12 protein-coding genes are annotated in these 16,479 nt (G+C 65.2%); 5 read left to right on the top strand and 7 right to left on the bottom strand.

The annotated features are described in order from the left end of the window. Nucleotides 1-10: 10 nt before the first annotated feature. A complete protein-coding gene (locus FAZ95_RS02635; protein WP_137331021.1) occupies nucleotides 11-4,081 on the bottom strand; it encodes a DUF3683 domain-containing protein in 4,071 nt (1,356 codons plus the stop codon). 553 nt (nucleotides 4,082-4,634) lie between these two features. On the opposite strand from FAZ95_RS02635, the gene ilvA reads away from it, so the two are divergent. The 3 genes from ilvA to queF are packed head-to-tail and all read left to right on the top strand — an operon-like array spanning nucleotide 4,635 to nucleotide 7,906. Then, nucleotides 4,635-6,158, top strand: a complete 1,524-nt coding sequence (gene ilvA / locus FAZ95_RS02630; protein WP_137331020.1) for a threonine ammonia-lyase, biosynthetic — start codon at nucleotides 4,635-4,637, stop codon at nucleotides 6,156-6,158. 18 nt (nucleotides 6,159-6,176) lie between these two features. Then, entirely contained in the window at nucleotides 6,177-7,082 is a 906-nt protein-coding gene (locus FAZ95_RS02625) for a 5'-nucleotidase (protein WP_137331019.1), read from the top strand. Then, on the top strand, nucleotides 7,079-7,906 hold the full coding sequence (gene queF, locus FAZ95_RS02620) for an NADPH-dependent 7-cyano-7-deazaguanine reductase QueF (RefSeq protein WP_137331018.1): 828 nt from the start codon (nucleotides 7,079-7,081) through the stop codon (nucleotides 7,904-7,906). Before FAZ95_RS02625 ends, queF begins: the two co-directional genes overlap by 4 nt. A 130-nt stretch (nucleotides 7,907-8,036) precedes the next feature. Here the strand turns inward: queF and FAZ95_RS02615 are convergent, their stop codons facing one another. The 3 genes from FAZ95_RS02615 to FAZ95_RS02605 all read right to left on the bottom strand — a co-directional run bounded on the left by FAZ95_RS02615 (nucleotide 8,037) and on the right by FAZ95_RS02605 (nucleotide 10,910). Then, complete coding sequence (locus FAZ95_RS02615; protein ID WP_137331017.1) at nucleotides 8,037-8,429, bottom strand: RidA family protein; 393 nt, start codon at nucleotides 8,427-8,429, stop codon at nucleotides 8,037-8,039. A gap of 102 nt (nucleotides 8,430-8,531) precedes the next feature. Continuing rightward, the gene (locus FAZ95_RS02610) at nucleotides 8,532-10,013 is read right to left on the bottom strand and encodes an N-acyl-D-amino-acid deacylase family protein (RefSeq protein ID WP_137331016.1); all 1,482 of its coding nucleotides are present in this window, start codon (nucleotides 10,011-10,013) and stop codon (nucleotides 8,532-8,534) included. Between the two features lie 3 nt (nucleotides 10,014-10,016). Further along, complete coding sequence (locus FAZ95_RS02605; RefSeq protein ID WP_137331015.1) at nucleotides 10,017-10,910, bottom strand: MurR/RpiR family transcriptional regulator; 894 nt, start codon at nucleotides 10,908-10,910, stop codon at nucleotides 10,017-10,019. A gap of 136 nt (nucleotides 10,911-11,046) precedes the next feature. Here FAZ95_RS02605 and FAZ95_RS02600 point away from each other — a divergent pair, with 136 nt between their 5' ends. Continuing rightward, nucleotides 11,047-12,324 carry an amino acid deaminase gene (locus tag FAZ95_RS02600; protein WP_137334396.1) on the top strand — a complete coding sequence of 426 codons (1,278 nt, stop codon included), beginning with the start codon at nucleotides 11,047-11,049 and terminating at the stop codon, nucleotides 12,322-12,324. An 80-nt stretch (nucleotides 12,325-12,404) separates the two neighbouring features. On the opposite strand, the gene FAZ95_RS02595 is transcribed toward FAZ95_RS02600, so the two are convergent. Together FAZ95_RS02595 and FAZ95_RS02590 are read right to left on the bottom strand one after the other, a co-directional pair. Next, on the bottom strand, nucleotides 12,405-12,863 hold the full coding sequence (locus FAZ95_RS02595) for a MarR family winged helix-turn-helix transcriptional regulator (RefSeq protein ID WP_137331014.1): 459 nt from the start codon (nucleotides 12,861-12,863) through the stop codon (nucleotides 12,405-12,407). A gap of 29 nt (nucleotides 12,864-12,892) precedes the next feature. Beyond that, nucleotides 12,893-14,485 (bottom strand): MDR family MFS transporter, encoded by a 1,593-nt coding sequence (locus FAZ95_RS02590; protein ID WP_137331013.1) that lies wholly within the window; start codon nucleotides 14,483-14,485, stop codon nucleotides 12,893-12,895. 125 nt (nucleotides 14,486-14,610) lie between these two features. Here FAZ95_RS02590 and FAZ95_RS02585 point away from each other — a divergent pair, with 125 nt between their 5' ends. After that, on the top strand, nucleotides 14,611-15,453 hold the full coding sequence (locus FAZ95_RS02585) for an EcsC family protein (RefSeq protein ID WP_137331012.1): 843 nt from the start codon (nucleotides 14,611-14,613) through the stop codon (nucleotides 15,451-15,453). Here the strand turns inward: FAZ95_RS02585 and FAZ95_RS02580 are convergent. Next, the gene (locus FAZ95_RS02580) at nucleotides 15,423-16,382 is read right to left on the bottom strand and encodes an alpha/beta hydrolase (RefSeq protein ID WP_137331011.1); all 960 of its coding nucleotides are present in this window, start codon (nucleotides 16,380-16,382) and stop codon (nucleotides 15,423-15,425) included. The two genes, FAZ95_RS02585 and FAZ95_RS02580, sit on opposite strands and share 31 nt — an antisense overlap. Nucleotides 16,383-16,479: the final 97 nt, after the last annotated feature.

Genomic DNA, 16,479 nt, shown 5'->3' with positions numbered 1-16,479 from the left:
AGTGCCGGTATTAGACCAGCACTCGCTCGATCCCGCCATTGTTCGCGCGCTGCACGTAGTCGGCCATCCAGTCTTCCCCGAGCAGGTGGCGCGCGATTTCGACGACGATGTAGTCGGCTTCGATGTTCGCGTCCTCGTTGTAGCGCGAGAGACCTTGCAGGCACGACGGGCAGCTCGTCAGGATCTTGACGTCGGGCGCGCCGTTGGCCGCCGAGGCGGCCGTACCGCTTGCCGCCCCATTTGCCGCGCCATTCGGCGCCGCTTCGGAGGCGCCGCCCGCCACCACCGGAATCGCGCGCAGCTTCGCCGCACCCTTCCTGATTTCCTCTTCCTTGCGGAAGCGCACCTGCGTCGACACGTCCGGACGCGTCACCGCGAGCGTGCCCGACTCGCCGCAGCAGCGCTCGTTCTTCGCGATCTTGTAGCCGTCCTTCTCGGCGCCCATCAGCTCGTTGACGAGCTTCACCGGGTCCATCGTCTTGATCGGCGTGTGGCACGGGTCGTGGTACATGTAGCGCGTGCCCGTCACGCCGTCGAGCTTGATGCCCTTTTCCAGCAGGAATTCGTGGATGTCGATGATCCGGCAGCCCGGGAAGATCTTCTCGAATTCGTATCCGGCGAGCTGGTCATAGCACGTGCCGCAAGACACGACCACCGTCTTGATGTCGAGATAGTTCAGCGTGTTCGCGACGCGGTGGAACAGCACGCGATTGTCCGTCACGATCTTCTCGGCCTTGTCGTACTGCCCCGCGCCGCGCTGCGGATAGCCGCAGCACAGGTAGCCCGGCGGCAAGACCGTCTGCACGCCGGCCTCCCACAGCATCGCCTGGGTCGCGAGCCCGACCTGCGAGAACAGCCGCTCGGAGCCGCAGCCCGGGAAGTAGAACACCGCTTCCGAGTCGACGGTCGTCGTCTTCGGGTTGCGGATGATCGGCACGATCTTGTTGTCCTCGATGTCGAGCAGCGCGCGCGCCGTCTTCTTCGGCAGGTTGCCCGGCATCTTCTTGTTGACGAAGTGGATCACCTGCTCGACGACGGGCGGCTTGCCGACAGTCGCGGGCGGGTGCGCGGTCTGCTTCTTCGCGACCTTCTTGAGCATGTCGTTGGCGAGGCGCTGCGCCTTGTAGCCGACGCCCATCATCGCCGTGCGGGCGAGGTTGATCGTCTGCGGATTGGTCGCGTTCAGGAAGAACATGCCCGCGGCCGAGCCCGGGTTGAACTTCTTCTTGCCCATCTTGCGCAGCAGGTTGCGCATGTTCATGGTCACGTCGCCGAAGTCGATCTTGACCGGGCACGGCGTCGCGCACTTGTGGCAGACCGTGCAGTGGTCGGCGACGTCGTTGAACTCGTCCCAGTGCTTGATCGACACGCCGCGGCGCGTCTGCTCTTCGTACAGGAACGCCTCGATCAACAGCGACGTGGCCAGGATCTTGTTGCGCGGGCTGTAGAGCAGGTTCGCGCGCGGCACGTGCGTCGCGCACACCGGCTTGCACTTGCCGCAGCGCAGGCAGTCCTTCACCGAATCGGCGATCGCGCCGATGTCGGACTGCTGCATGATCAGCGACTCGTAGCCCATGAGGCCGAAGCTCGGCGTGTAGGCGTTGCGCAGGTCCGCGCCTTCGAGCAGCTTGCCCTTGTTGAAGCGCCCTTCCGGGTCGACGCGCTTCTTGTACTCGCGGAATTCGCCGATCTCGGCGTCGGTCAGGAACTCGAGCTTCGTGATGCCGATGCCGTGCTCGCCGGAAATCACGCCGTCGAGCGAGCGCGCGAGCTTCATGATGCGCGCGACGGCCTTATGGGCGTCCTGCAGCATCTCGTAGTTGTCGGAGTTGACCGGGATGTTCGTGTGGACGTTGCCGTCACCCGCGTGCATGTGCAGCGCGACGAACACACGGCCGCGCAGCACTTGCTTGTGGACGGCCTGCGCTTCCTCGAGGATCGGCTTGAACTCGCCGCCATTGAAGATCTGGCGCAGCTCCGCGCGGATCTCCTGCTTCCACGACACGCGCACCGTGCGGTCCTGGGCCACGTGGAAGACGGTGGCGCCGGGCTGGGCGTCGACGCGGTCCGCGAATTTCTCCGCGAGCGCTTCGTAGCCGAGCCGCACGAGGTGATGCTGGGCTTCGGCGAGCGGCATGTCGAGGTGGTCGCGCAGAAACTCCCAGCGCACCTTCACGCGCTGCAGCAGCTCGAGCGCGTGCTGCACGCGATCTTCAAGCAACTCCGCGCTCGGAATTTCGTTCGCGTCGTCGCTCTTGCCGAGCGGCAGCTTGCCGCTCTTGAAGAACGCTTGCAGCGCGTCGACGAGCTGCAGCTTGTTCTTGATCGACAGCTCGATGTTGATGCGCTCGATGCCGTCGGTGTACTCGCCCATCCGGTTGAGCGGGATCACGACGTCTTCGTTGATCTTGAACGCGTTCGTGTGCTTCGCGATCGCAGCGGTGCGGCTGCGGTCGAGCCAGAAGCGCTTGCGCGCTTCGGCGCTCACCGCGACGAAGCCTTCACCGCTCTTGCCGTTCGCCATGCGCACGACTTCGGACGTGGCGGTAGCCACGGCATCGGCGTCGTCGCCGACGATGTCGCCGATCAGCACCATCTTCGGAAACGCGTTGCGCTTGCTCTTCGTCGCATAGCCGACCGCGCGCAGATAACGCTCGTCGAGGTGCTCGAGGCCCGCGAGAATCGCGCCGCCCGCTTTCGACGTTTCGAACAGATAGTCTTTGATTTCGACAATGCTCGGAATCGCTTCGCGCGCCTGGCCGAAGAATTCGAGGCAGACGGTGCGCGTGTGCGCGGGCATCTTGTGCAGCACCCAGCGCGCGGACGTGATGAGCCCGTCGCAGCCTTCCTTCTGCACGCCGGGCAGGCCCGCGAGGAATTTATCGGTGACGTCCTTGCCGAGCCCTTCCTTGCGGAAGCGCTTGCCTTCGATCTCGAGCGTTTCGGAGCGCAACAGCTTTTCGCCGGGCGCGTGCTCGCCGTCGAACCACTTCAGTTCGAAGCGCGCGACCGGAATGTCGTGGATCTTGCCGAGGTTGTGATCGAGCCGCGTGACTTCGAGCCAGTTGCCTTGCGGGTCGACCATCCGCCACCACGCGAGGTTGTCGAGCGCCGTGCCCCACAGCACGGCCTTCTTGCCGCCCGCGTTCATCGCGACGTTGCCGCCGATGCACGAGGCGTCGAGCGAAGTCGGATCGACCGCGAACACGTAGCCCGCGGCTTCGGCCGCTTCGGTCACGCGGCGCGTGACGACGCCCGCGCCGGAGAAGATCGTCGGCACCTTGCGCGCGACGCCCGGCAGCTCCGTCAATTCGACGGCGCCGAGCTGTTCGAGCTTTTCGGTGTTGATGACGGCCGAGAACGGCGTGAGCGGCACCGCGCCGCCCGTGTAGCCCGTGCCGCCCCCGCGCGGAATCACCGTGAGACCGAGCTCGAAGCACGCCTTTATGAGGCCGGCGATCTCGGCTTCGGTATCGGGCGTCAGCACGACGAACGGGTATTCGACGCGCCAGTCGGTCGCATCGGTCACGTGGGACACGCGCGAGAGGCCGTCGAAGCGGATGTTGTCCTTCTGCGTGCAGCGGCCGAGCACTTTGGTCGCGCGGCGGCGCAGTTCGGCGGAGGCGTCGAATTCGGCCGCGAACGCTTCGACTGCGCGGCGCGCCGCGATCACGAGCGTCTCGACGCGCGCAGCACGCTCGACGCCGCCAGCATCCTCCCGATGCTCCGACAAATCGGCGCGGCGGCGCTTCTCGATCTCGTTCAAGCGGTGGTTCAGCGCTTCGATCAACAGCGCGCGGCGCTTCGGATTGTCGAGGAGGTCGTCCTGCAGATACGGATTGCGGCGCACGACCCAGATATCGCCGAGCACTTCGTACAGCATCCGCGCCGAGCGGCCGGTACGGCGTTCGGCGCGCAATTCGTCGAGCACGGCCCAAGCGTCGTCGCCCAGCAGGCGGATGACGATTTCACGGTCGGAAAACGACGTGTAGTTGTACGGGATTTCGCGCAAGCGCGGTTCGGGTTCGGCGGCCAGAGCGGCGGCGGCGCCGTGCGGATCGAAAACTTGAGGTGCGTTCATGGTCGGACGACTCTATTTGCCGCCGCGTCGCTCATTTACGAGCACCGGGACGGCATGCGCATGGGGCGCAATTCTAGGGATTCTTCTATGAGGGCGAAGCGCAAACCGCGGCTCGAGCGCGAGTCCGAATGACGAAGCGGACAATGCGGACAAAGCGCGAGCGCGGGCCTTCGCGAATCAGATGCAGCTACACGATCGTGCGCATCGGACGTGCCGCTGCGCCGCGGGACATGCGTCGCGCGAAATCGGCATCAAATGGGCGGTCCGAGGCTGCCAGTGCATCTTTCGATCCTTGTTTCAAAACGGAATTCTACCCCATGATCTCGATACGCGTTGACGCTGGAAATCTGCCGAAACGGACGTTTCGGCGATCGAAAGCCGCGTTAGGAGGCGAATTTTCCGCACAAAAATTTACCGAACGGACGGTTGGCAAAATACGCGTACCGGCCCGAACTCAAGTGGCCGTACCGGCCGGAATCGAAGCCGTTGGCGCTATCATTGATCTTTTCCTCTTTGATTCTTGCGTACTGCCGAGCGCATCGCGCATCCCCCCATGGCCCCACACGACTACCTGAAGAAGATCCTCACGGCGCGCGTCTACGACGTCGCCCGCGAAACCGAGCTCGAGCCCGCCAGCAACCTGTCCGCCCGGCTGAAGAACCGTGTGTATCTGAAGCGCGAAGACAACCAGCCCGTCTTCTCGTTCAAGCTGCGCGGCGCGTACAACAAGATGGCGCACATTCCGGCCGAGGCGCTCGCGCGCGGGGTGATCACGGCGTCGGCGGGCAATCATGCGCAAGGCGTCGCGTATTCGGCGGCGAAGATGGGCGTCAAGGCGGTCATCGTGGTGCCGGTGACGACGCCGCAGGTCAAGGTCGATGCGGTGCGCGCCCACGGCGGGCCGACCGTCGAGGTCGTGCAGGCGGGCGAATCGTATAGCGACGCCTACGCCCACGCCGTCAAGCTTCAAGAAGAGCGCGGCATGACGTTCGTGCATCCGTTCGACGATCCGTACGTGATCGCGGGCCAAGGCACGGCCGCGATGGAAATTCTGAGCCAGCACCAGGCGCCGATCCACGCGATCTTCGTGCCGATCGGCGGCGGCGGGCTCGCTGCGGGTGTCGCGGCCTATGTGAAAGCGGTGCGTCCTGAGATCAAGGTCATCGGCGTGCAGTCCGACGATTCGTGCGCGATGGCGCAGTCGATCAAGGCCGGCGAGCGCGTGACGCTCGCCGAAGTCGGCCTCTTTGCCGACGGCACCGCGGTGAAGCTCGTGGGCGAGGAGACGTTCCGCCTGTGCCGCGAATATCTCGATGAAGTGTTGACCGTGAACACCGACGCGCTGTGCGCCGCGATCAAGGACGTCTTCCTCGATACACGCAGCGTGCTGGAACCGTCGGGCGCGCTGTCCGTCGCGGGCGCGAAGCTATATGCGGAGCGCGAAGGCATCGAGAACGAGACGCTGATCGCGATCACCTCCGGCGCGAACATGAACTTCGACCGCATGCGCTTCGTCGCCGAACGCGCCGAAGTCGGCGAGGCGCGCGAAGCGGTGTTCGCGGTGACGATCCCCGAGGAGCGCGGCAGCTTCAAGCGCTTCTGCGAACTGGTCGGAGAGCGCAGCGTCACCGAGTTCAACTACCGGATCGCCGATGCGCGCTCGGCCCATATCTTCGTCGGCGTGCAAATCAAGCGCCGCGGCGAATCCGATGCGCTCGCGGAGAATTTCCAGGCGCATGGCTTCCCCGCCGTCGACCTCACCAACGACGAACTCTCGAAGCAGCACATCCGCTACATGGTCGGCGGCCACTCGCCGCTCGCGCACGACGAGCGCCTGTTCCGCTTCGAATTTCCCGAGCGGCCGGGCGCGCTGATGAAGTTCCTGTCGTCGATGGCGCCGGACTGGAACATCAGCCTCTTCCACTACCGGAACCAGGGCGCGGACTACAGCTCGATCCTCGTCGGCATCCAGGTGCCCGAAGCGGAGAACGCCGAATTCGAAGAGTTCCTGTCGACGCTCGGCTATCCGTATTGGGACGAGAGCCAGAATCCGGTCTATCGCCTGTTCCTGGCGTGAGCCGGCAGGAGCACGCGCATGCCTTTTTCGCTCGATGACAAGCTGGTTGTGGCGATCTCGTCGCGAGCGCTGTTCGACTTCGAGGAGGAAAACCGCGTCTTCGAAGAGGGCGACTTGAAGGCTTACGAGACGCTGCAGCGCTCGCGGCTGAACGTCGCCGCGAAGCCCGGCGTCGCGTTCGCGCTGATCCGCAAGCTGCTCGCGCTCAATGTCGGCGAGCATCATCGCGTCGAGGTCGTGCTGCTGTCGCGCAGCGATCCGATCAGCGGCCTGCGCGCGTTTCGCTCGTGCGCCGAGCATGGGCTCGCGATCGAGCGCGGCGTCTTCACGCGCGGACGCGCGCCGTTTGGGTATCTGAATGCGCTGAACGCGTCGCTGTTTTTGTCGGCGAATCAGGACGACGTGCGCGACGCGCTCGCCGCCGGTTTTCCCGCCGCGCGCGTGTTGCCGGAATCGGCGCGCATGGCGAGCACCTATCCGGACGAGATCCGCATCGCGTTCGACGGCGACGCCGTGCTGTTCTCCGACGAAGCCGAGCGCGTCTTTCAGGCGAACGGCGTCGAGGCGTTCGTGAGCCACGAGCTCGACAACAAGGACCTGCCGCTCGCCGACGGTCCTTTAAAACCGCTGCTCGAAGCGCTGCACAAGCTGCAAAAGCTCGCGGACGGCGGCGTGCGGCCGCGCATTCGCACGGTGCTCGTCACCGCGCGCTCGGCGCCCGCGCACGAGCGCGCGATCCGTACTTTGATGGCCTGGAACATCGAAATCGACGAAGCGATGTTCCTCGGCGGACTCGACAAGGGCGCATTCCTGCGCGAGTTCGAGCCCGATTTCTTCTTCGACGATCAAATTCGCCACTGCGAATCGGCCCGCGTCGTCACGGCGACCGGCCACGTGGTGAGCGGCATCGTGAACGGATCATGACACCCGAACAATCCCCTCTCGGCAAACCCGCCGCGTACACCGAGCAGTACGACCCGTCGCTGCTCTTTCCGATTCCGCGCAACAAGGCGCGCGAGACGATCGGCATCGGCGCGCAACTGCCGTTCTTCGGCACCGATATCTGGAACGCGTACGAGCTCTCGTGGCTGAATCCGCGCGGCAAGCCACAGATCGCGATCGCGACGTTCTATGTGCCGGCCGAGTCGCCGAACATCGTCGAGTCGAAGTCGTTCAAGCTGTATCTCGGCTCGTTTGCCCAGACGCAAGTCGAGTCGCTCGATGCGCTGCGCGAGATGCTCAAGCGTGATGTCTCGGCGGCGTGCGGCGCAAGCGTGTCGGTGCGCCTGGCGACGCCGTCGTCGGAGTTCGCGAAGCTCAAGATCGAGGAATTCGAGGGCTTGTCGCTCGATCGGCTCGATCTCGATGCCGATGTCTACCATCCCGATCCGGCCTTGCTGAAGGCCGCGCTGGACGAAGCCCCGGTCGAGGAAACGCTGTTTTCGAACCTGCTGAAATCCAACTGCCCGGTAACCGGACAGCCCGATTGGGGCAGCGTCCAGATTCATTACGTCGGCCCGCAGATCGATCATGCGGGGCTCCTGCGCTACATCATTTCTTACCGCAACCACACGGGCTTTCACGAACAATGCGTCGAGCGGATCTTCATCGACATCATGCGCGAATGCCAGCCGGTGAAACTCGCGGTGTACGCGCGCTATACACGGCGCGGCGGGCTCGACATCAATCCGTTCCGCACGAGCTATAACCTGCCGATGCCGGATAACGCGAGGTTGGCGCGACAGTAAGCGCGAACCCGCGTCGACCGCTGAGGGCTTGGAGTAACCGCTAAAGCGCTAACTCGGGTCGACACAAACAAAGAGAGCGGCCAATGAGCCGCTCTCTTGCTTTATTGCGCAAGCAATGCCGCGCAGCGTACTAAGCCTTCCCCGCCGGCGCCTTATACGCGATGCAATCCACCTCGACCTTGCAGTCGATCACCATCCTCGACTGCACGCATGCGCGGGCCGGCGGATTCGCGCCGAAGTAAGACAGGAACACCTTGTTGAACGACGCGAAATCGCGCGCGTCGTCGAGCCACACGCCGCAGCGCACGACGTGCTCCGGGCCGTAGCCGGCTTCCTTGAGGATCGCCATCACGTTTTCGATCGCCTGCTTCGACTGCGTGACGATGCCGCCCTCGACCACTTCGCCGTTGACCATCGGCGTCTGGCCCGACACGTACAGCCAGCCGTCCGCCTCGACCGCGCGCGCGAACGGCATCACCTGACCGCCAGTGCCCTTGGCATCGCCAACTCCATATCGCTTCATCGTCCTTCACTCCTTTTGGTGGGTTTAGGCGCGCATCGTCCCATGCCATGCCGAGCGGCGGCGCCTTCACAGTTGATCCATTTCGCCAGCGCGGCGTGTCCCTCAGAACGCTCCGTGCGCATCGCCCAACGACCGCGCGCCGCGCGCGACGAAGCGGCCTGCGCGCTCGCCGGTCGCCTGCCCGCTGCGGTACGACAGCACGCCGTTCACCCACACGGCTTCGATGCCGTCCGCCGGCTGCTGCGGGTTGTCGAACGTCGCGGCATCGCGCACACGGGCCGGATCGAATAGCACGAGGTCGGCGTGATAGCCGATGTGGATCTCGCCGCGCTGCGCGAGCCCGAAGCGCCGCGCCGAGAGCCCCGTCATCTTGCGCACCGCCTCCTCGAGGGGAATCAGCTGCGCGTCGCGCGCATAGTGGCCGAGCACGCGCGGAAACGCGCCCCACAGACGCGGGTGCGGCAGCGGATCGTTCGGCAAGCCGTCGGAGCCGACCATCGTCGCGGGATGCGACAGGATGCGCCGCACGTCCTCTTCCGACATGTTGTGATAGACCGCGCCCGCCGGCTTCAGGCGCGCCGCCGCTTCCTGTTGCGACACGCCCCATTCCGCGGCGATCTCCTTCACGAGCTTGCCCGCCATCTCGGGATGCGGCGTCGACCAGGTGATCGTGATGTCGATATCGCCCGTCACCTGCTTCAAATCGAGCGTCGACGAGCTGCGGTTGTACGGATAGCAGTCGCAGCCGACCGGCTGCATGCGCCGCGCGCCTTCGAGCGAGGCAAGCACTTCGGTGCTGCGCCCCCAGTTCGACGGCCCCGCGCATTTCAGATGCGAGATCACGACCGGCACGCGCGCATGCCGCCCGATGCGGTACGCCTCGTCCATCGCATCGAGGATCGCGTCGAACTCGGTGCGCATGTGCGTCGTGTAGAGCGCGCCGGCCGCGGCAAGCGGCTCGGCGAGCGCCATCACTTCTTCGGCCGGCGCGGCGAACGCCGATCCGTACGCAAGCCCCGAGCTGAGGCCGAGCGCGCCATGCTTCAATGCTTCTTCGAGCTGCGCGCACATCGCCTGGATTTCGCTCGCGCTCGCCGCCCGGTCCAGCCGGTCCATCTGATTGTTGCGCAGCGCCGTGTGGCCGATGAGCGCCGCCACGTTGACCGCCGGCTGTGCCGCATTCACCGCTTCCACATAAGCGGCGAACGTCGGATAACGAAACGCGTCGCGCTCGCCGAGCAGGTTCATCGGGTCGGGCGGATCGCCCTTCAACGTGACCGGCGATGCGCTGATCCCGCAGTTGCCGACGATCACCGTCGTCACCCCTTGCGAGAGCTTCGGCAGCATCTGCGGCGCGCGGACCACGTGGGTGTCGTCGTGCGTGTGCACGTCGATGAAACCAGGTGCGAGCGCCTGCCCGTTCGCCTCGATCACTTCTTCCGCGAGCCAGTTCGACAGATTGCCGATCGCCGCGATCTTGCCGTTGCGCAACGCGATGTCGCGCTCGACGGGCGGCGCACCCGTGCCGTCGTAGAGTTGCACGTCGACGATCAGCGTATCGGCAGCTTCGGGATGCGAGTGCATGAGTCAGTCTCCTAGCGGTTGGCGTTCGCCGCCGCCGCGATGCGCGTCGAGCGCGTGCTTCATGCGGCGCAGCAGTTCGCGGCTCTCGTCGCCTTGCGCGAGCGCGAGCTCGGTGACGAGCACGTCGAGCGCCATCATCATCGCGTAGCGCGACGACGACGGCTTGTAGATGAAATCGGTTTCGAACGCGACGATCGGGATCAGCCAGTCGGCGAGCTTGGCGAGCGGCGAAGCGGGCGCGGTGATCGCAACGAGCGTCGCGCCGTAGCGCTGCGCGATCCGGCAGCTTTCGACCATCTCGGGCACGCGTCCGGTCGCCGACAACGCAATCACGACACAATCGCGTGACAAAGTGCTCGCTACCATGCGCTGCAGCAGGCCGTCCTGATAGGTCGCGACCGGACGCCCGAGCCGCACGAGCCGAAAACGCATCTCGTCGGCGAGCGCGGTCGAGCCGCCGCCCATGCCGAATACGTAGATCATCTTCGCGGCACGCAGCGTGGCGGCGGCCTCGGCGATCGGCGCCTGGCGCAGCAGTTGATGGTTGTGAGCGAGCGCGGTCTGCACGTCGTCGAACACGCGCGTGGCGAGCGGCTCGGGAGTATCGTCGCCGCCCGCATCGGCTTTGAGAAAACGCTGCCCGACCGCGGCGGCCTGCGCGAGACGCAGCTTCAGCTCGCGCACGTCGCGGCAGCCCACGGCTTTCGCGAAGCGCGTGACCGTAGCGACGCTGACTTCGGCGTCTTTCGCGAGCGAGCCGATGCTGGCGCGCGACGCGCCGGTCAGGTCGTCGAGGATCAGCGCCGCGACCTTGCGCTCCGCCGAGCGCAGCTCGGGCGCGCATTCGGCGATGCGTGCGACGATATCGAAGGAAAGCGGTTCGCTGGTCGTGTTCATCCGTTCACGCGCATTGCACCAGGCCGCCCTGCAGAGGCGCCTTGGTACTAAATAACATTTCCGCACCGATCGTACTTTCTGTACCATGGCAAAGTCAACTTTCGATTCTATTTAACCGAACGATGAGGCAGAGATGCTGAAAGTTACAAACTATCAGACCGCGACGATCGATCCCTACAGCAAGGGACTCGGCATGTTGCCGAGCGCGAGCGTCCAGCTCGACGAAGCGGCGCGCCTCGAGTGGAATCTGCTGAACGAGGATGTCAGTCTGCCGGCAGCGGTGCTGTACGCGGACCGGATCGAGCACAACCTGAAATGGATGCAGGCGTTCGTCGCCGAATACGGCGTCAAGCTCGCCCCGCACGGCAAGACGACGATGGCGCCGCAGCTCTTTCGCCGGCAGATCGAGACCGGCGCCTGGGGCATCACGCTCGCCACCGCGCATCAGGTGCGCGCGGCGTATCTCGGCGGCGTGCAGCGCGTGCTGATGGCGAACCAGCTCGTCGGCAGGCACAACATGGTGATGATCGCCGAGCTACTCACCGATCCGGATTTCGAATTCTTCTGTCTCGTCGATTCGGCTGAAGGCGTCGAGCAACTCGGCGAATTTTTCGGCTCGGTCGGAAAGACGCTGCAAGTGTTGATCGAACTCGGGGTGCCCGGCGGGCGCACCGGCGTGCGTGACGCCGCGCAACGCGACGCCGTCCTCGCCGCGATCGCACGCTATCCGCGCGCGCTCGAGCTCGCGGGTATCGAGCTTTACGAAGGGGTGTTGAAGGAAGAGCCGGAAGTGCGCGAGTTCCTGCGCGGCGCGGTCGCGACGACGCGCGAGCTATTTAAAGCCGGCCGCTTCGCGCGCACGCCGGCGATTCTGTCGGGTGCGGGGTCCGCGTGGTACGACGTGGTGGCGGAGGAGTTCGCCCAGGCGTCGGCGGCGGGCGAGATCGAAGTCGTGCTGCGGCCGGGCTGCTATCTGACGCACGACGTCGGCATCTACAAGAAGGCGCAGACCGACATTTTCGCGCGCAACCCGATCGCCAGGAAAATGGGCGAAGGGCTGTTGCCTGCGCTGCAGCTATGGGCGTACGTGCAGTCGATTCCCGAGCCGGACCGCGCGATCATCGGCATGGGCAAGCGCGACTCGGCGTTCGATGCGGGCCTTCCGGAGCCCGCGCGCCACTATCGCCCCGGCACGAGCGAGCCGCGCAATATCGGCGCCGACGAGGGCTGGGAAGTGTTTGGCATGATGGATCAGCACGCCTATCTGCGGATTCCGCCTGGCGCCGATCTCAAAGTGGGCGACATGATCGCGTTCGATATCTCGCATCCGTGCCTCACGTTCGACAAGTGGCGGCAGGTGCTCGTCGTCGATCCGCAGTATCGCGTGACAGAAGTGATCGAGACGTTCTTTTAAGCGAAATCGGGATTCGTGCGCTGCAAGCGGCGCGCGAATCCCGTCATCACATCGGGTGGGCTAAACAGGTCGCGGCACGCTCAGCGCTCGACAATCTCCTCGGGCATCGGCGCACCCACCTCGCCGATCCGAATCTCGAGCATCCTCAACGCGCTGCCGAGCGCGGACAGCACATCGTCCGGCAGCGCCGACATCGTATCGTGCAGGAACGCATTGCGCCGCGGCAAGCTCGCCTCGATCGCTTCGCGTCCTGCTTCGGTGAGCCTCACGTTGGTGATGCGGTTGTCGCGCACATCGGTGCTGCGCGCGATCCAGCCGAGCGCTTCGAGCGACTTCAATTGCCGCGTGAGCGCACCCGGGTCGACACGCAAGCGCTCCACCAGCCGCTTTTGCGACGACTCGCCCTTCTGATCGTGCAGCTCGCGCAGAATGCGCCAGCGCGGCAACGGGTGCCCGACATGCGCCTCGAACGCCGACATGAAAACCCGGTAAGTCCGGCCGAACTGCTGAACGATGGCGACGCGATCCTGCTCTTCCATGCTGTAACCCGAAACCCTGATGTGTAACGTTAGTCGGCGTGCACGACCGGCTCGACGCGCCGAATCTTCACATGCGGCACGCGCCGCGACTGCCACACCGACACGACGGCCACGACCGCCGCCACCGCCAGACCCACGTGAATGGCGCCGACCAGCGATTCGCGCGCCGCTTCGAGCAGCGCGGCGCCATTGTGCCCCGCCTGCGCGAGCTGGCCGAGCAGCGTGCCTTGCTCGTCGCGATTGATGAGAATCTGCGGGTCGCCCATCTGGCTGAACCAATGCTCGGCGCCGTCCGCGGAAAGCGCATTGCGCACGCCGCTTGCGTACATGTGCGTGACGAGCGTGCCGGTCAACGCGGTGCCGATCATCCCGCCGATCATGCGCAGCGATTGTAATAGCGCCGTCGCGATGCCGAGGTGCTCGCGGCCGGCGGTCTGTTGCGCGAACACGGTGAGGTTGGGCATGACAAAGCCGAGCCCGACGCCGCCCAGCACCATGAACGTCATCAGGAGCGGCCGCGGCATGCTGTGCGTCGCGATCACCGCGCCGAGGCAGGACAACGCCAGGAGCGCAAAGCCGACATACAGCATCGCGTTCGGATTGCGGATGCGCGTGACGATGCGTCCGTTCACGATGCTGCCGATCGTGATGAACACGACGAGCGGCGTGATGACGAGGCCCGCGTCCTTCGGCGAGAGACCGAAGCCGCCTTGGAACAGGAGCGGCGCATAGAACAGCAGCGAAAACATCGAAAATCCGCCGAGCACCGCGAGCGTGAAGAGCGCGGCGAGGGCTTTGTTGCGGAACATGTCGACGGGGAGAATGGCGTGCTCGAAACGCTTCTCCCAATTCCACAACGCCCAGGCCGAAACGGCCGTGACGGCCAAGAGCGCCGCGACGCCGGGCGTGACGCCGTGCTTCGGCAGCAACTCGACGAAAAGCTGCAGGCAGCCGAGCGCCACGGCGATCAGGACCGCGCCTGGCCAATCGAGCCGCATCTTGCCGCGATGCTCGATATGGCGCAAATGGGGCAGATAGCGCCAGACAAAGAAAAGCGAGAGCAAGCCGACCGGCAGGTTGACGTAGAACACCGATCGCCACCCGTAGTACTGGGTGAGGAAACCGCCGAGCGAGGGTCCGACCGCGTTCGCGATGCCGAACGCCGAACTCATCATCACCTGCCAGCGCAGGCGCACGACGGAATCGGGAAAAAGGTCGGGAATGCACGCGAACGCCGTGCCGACCAGCATCCCGCCGCCGATCCCCTGGAGGCCGCGCGCGAGCACGAGAAAGAGCATGTCGTTGGCGGCGCCGCACAGCACCGACGCAGCGGTAAAGAGCACGATCGACGCGATCACGAACGGCTTGCGCCCGTAATAGTCGCCGAGCCGACCGAAGATCGGCACCGTGATCACGGACGTCAGCAGGTACGACGTCGCGACCCACGCGTACAACTCGAAACCCTTGAGTTCGGAGACGATGGTCGGCAGCGCGGTGCCGACGACGGTTTGATCGAGCGCGACGAGCATCGTCACGAAGGAAATGCCGAGCATCGCGAGGAGCGATTCCCGGAACGGAAGCACCTGCCCGCTCGAATGGTGGGCTGCGGTATGGACGGCCATTTTTTGCTACTGCAACGGTTGACGAGTCAAAGAATGCGAAATCATAGCATGGCGGGTAATCTCTTGTCTTACAACTAAGCCGCGTACACACTGCTCGCCTCGTTTGGTCTGATCAAAGGACGCTCATGGAGCCGATTCCCCTCACCGCCACCTTGTCCGCCGACGACCTGAGGGCGCTGCGCGTTGCGAAAACGCAATTGGAAAGCCCGTCGCTGACGATGAAGCTCGCCGGGATGGTCGGCTCGCCGGTCGAAAAGCTCATTTCGAGCCTGCCGGCCGTCGCAAACGAAAAGATCGCGGACGCCACCCAGATCGCGCTGCGCAAATGCCTGCAAATCGCGTTGCGCACGCTTGGCAAGGCCGAGCCGTCGTCCGGCGCTTTCGACAAGCCCAGCAACCTGCTGCACAAACTGGCCGTCGCGACCACGGGCGCCGCGGGCGGCGCGTTCGGGTTCCTCGCGCTGCCGGTCGAGCTGCCGGTCACGACCACGCTGATGTTCCGCTCGATCTGCGACATCGCGCGCAGCGAAGGCGAGGATTTGACCGCGATCGATTCGCAGCTGCAGTGCCTCGCCGTGCTCGCCATGGGCAGCCTGCCGAAGGCAGGCAGCGCCGGCGAAGACGCCGAACTGGGCTACTTCATCGTGCGCGGCGCACTGGCCCAGCAGGTCTCGAAAGCGAGCTCGGAGATTGCGGCAAAAGGCTTCACGGCGCACAGCTCGACGGCGCTCGTGCGGCTCGTGAACGCGATCGCCTCGCGCTTCTCGGTGCAGGTGAGCGAACAGGTCGCAGCGAAGTCGATTCCCGCGATCGGCGCGGTGCTCGGCGCGATGGTCAACACCGTCTTCATCGACCACTTTCAGCAAATGGCGCACGGGCACTTCACCGTGCGCCGGCTCGAGCACCGCTACGGCCAGGAGGCCGTCAAGGCCGCGTATCAGACCATCGACGTATCGCTCGACGCGTGAACGGGCTCACCGCGCGCCGCACGGCGCACGAAAGCGGCGGCGCGATCGAGCGCCCTCCCGGCTTCCGGCACGAACGGCGCGTAAATCTGCCAGACGTGCGGCATGTCCGGCCAGATCTCGAGGTCGACCGGCACCCCGGCAGCGCGCGCCTTTTCGGCCACGCGGCGCGAATCGTCGAGCAGCACTTCAGTGCTGCCCGCCTGGATGAATAGCGGCGGCAGGCCCGCAAAGTCGGCATACAGGGGCGACGCATACGGATGGGTCGCGGGGGTATCGGCGAGATAGAACTTCGCTGCCCGCTCGATCGCCACGCCGTAGAACATCGGATCGCGGCCATCGTTGGTCGCGATCGTAGCGCCCGTTGCGGCGAGATCGGTCCACGGCGAAAACAGCAGCGCGGCGGCCGGCAGCGGATCGCCTGCGTCGCGCAGCGCAACCAGCGTGGCCAGGGCGAGGCCGCCGCCGGCGGAATCGCCCGCCAGCACGATCGAATCGGCCGACGTGCCTTCGGCCAGCAGCTGACGGTATGCCGCGAGCGCATCGTCGAGCGCGGCGGGAAACGGTTGCTCGGGTGCGAGCCGGTAGTCGAGCGAGAATGTCCGGATGCCGCAGCGCGCGGCCAACGCGAACACGAGCGAACGGTGAGTCTTGGGTGAGCAGAAGTAGTAGCCGCCGCCGTGGATATATAAGAGGGTGCGGGTTGGCGCCACGGCCGGCATGGCTGCCGGCGGCTCGAGCCATTCGCCGCGCAAGGGCGCGTCGCCGGGCCGGTATCGTTCGACTAGACGCCAGCCGCGCGGCACCTTCGGCGACCAGAGCCGCTTGTCCGAATGCTCGCGCGTGCGCTCGACGCTAATCTCCGGCTTCAGCGTCTCCGGCCTGAACTGACGGCGCAGAAACCAGCATGTTATTGCGCTTTGCCAACTCATCGCAGCGCCCTCCCTCTTATTGATTTAATGCTTCATGGTAAGGGCAAATCCCGGCGCGGCGGTGGGCGCGCGCACCTAAACAACGAGGAGAGCGGTG

Origin of the sequence: Trinickia violacea (assembly GCF_005280735.1) — a bacterium.
In the GTDB taxonomy this organism is placed as follows: domain Bacteria; phylum Pseudomonadota; class Gammaproteobacteria; order Burkholderiales; family Burkholderiaceae; genus Trinickia_A; species Trinickia_A violacea.
This window is presented reverse-complemented; position numbering and strand designations above follow the sequence as displayed.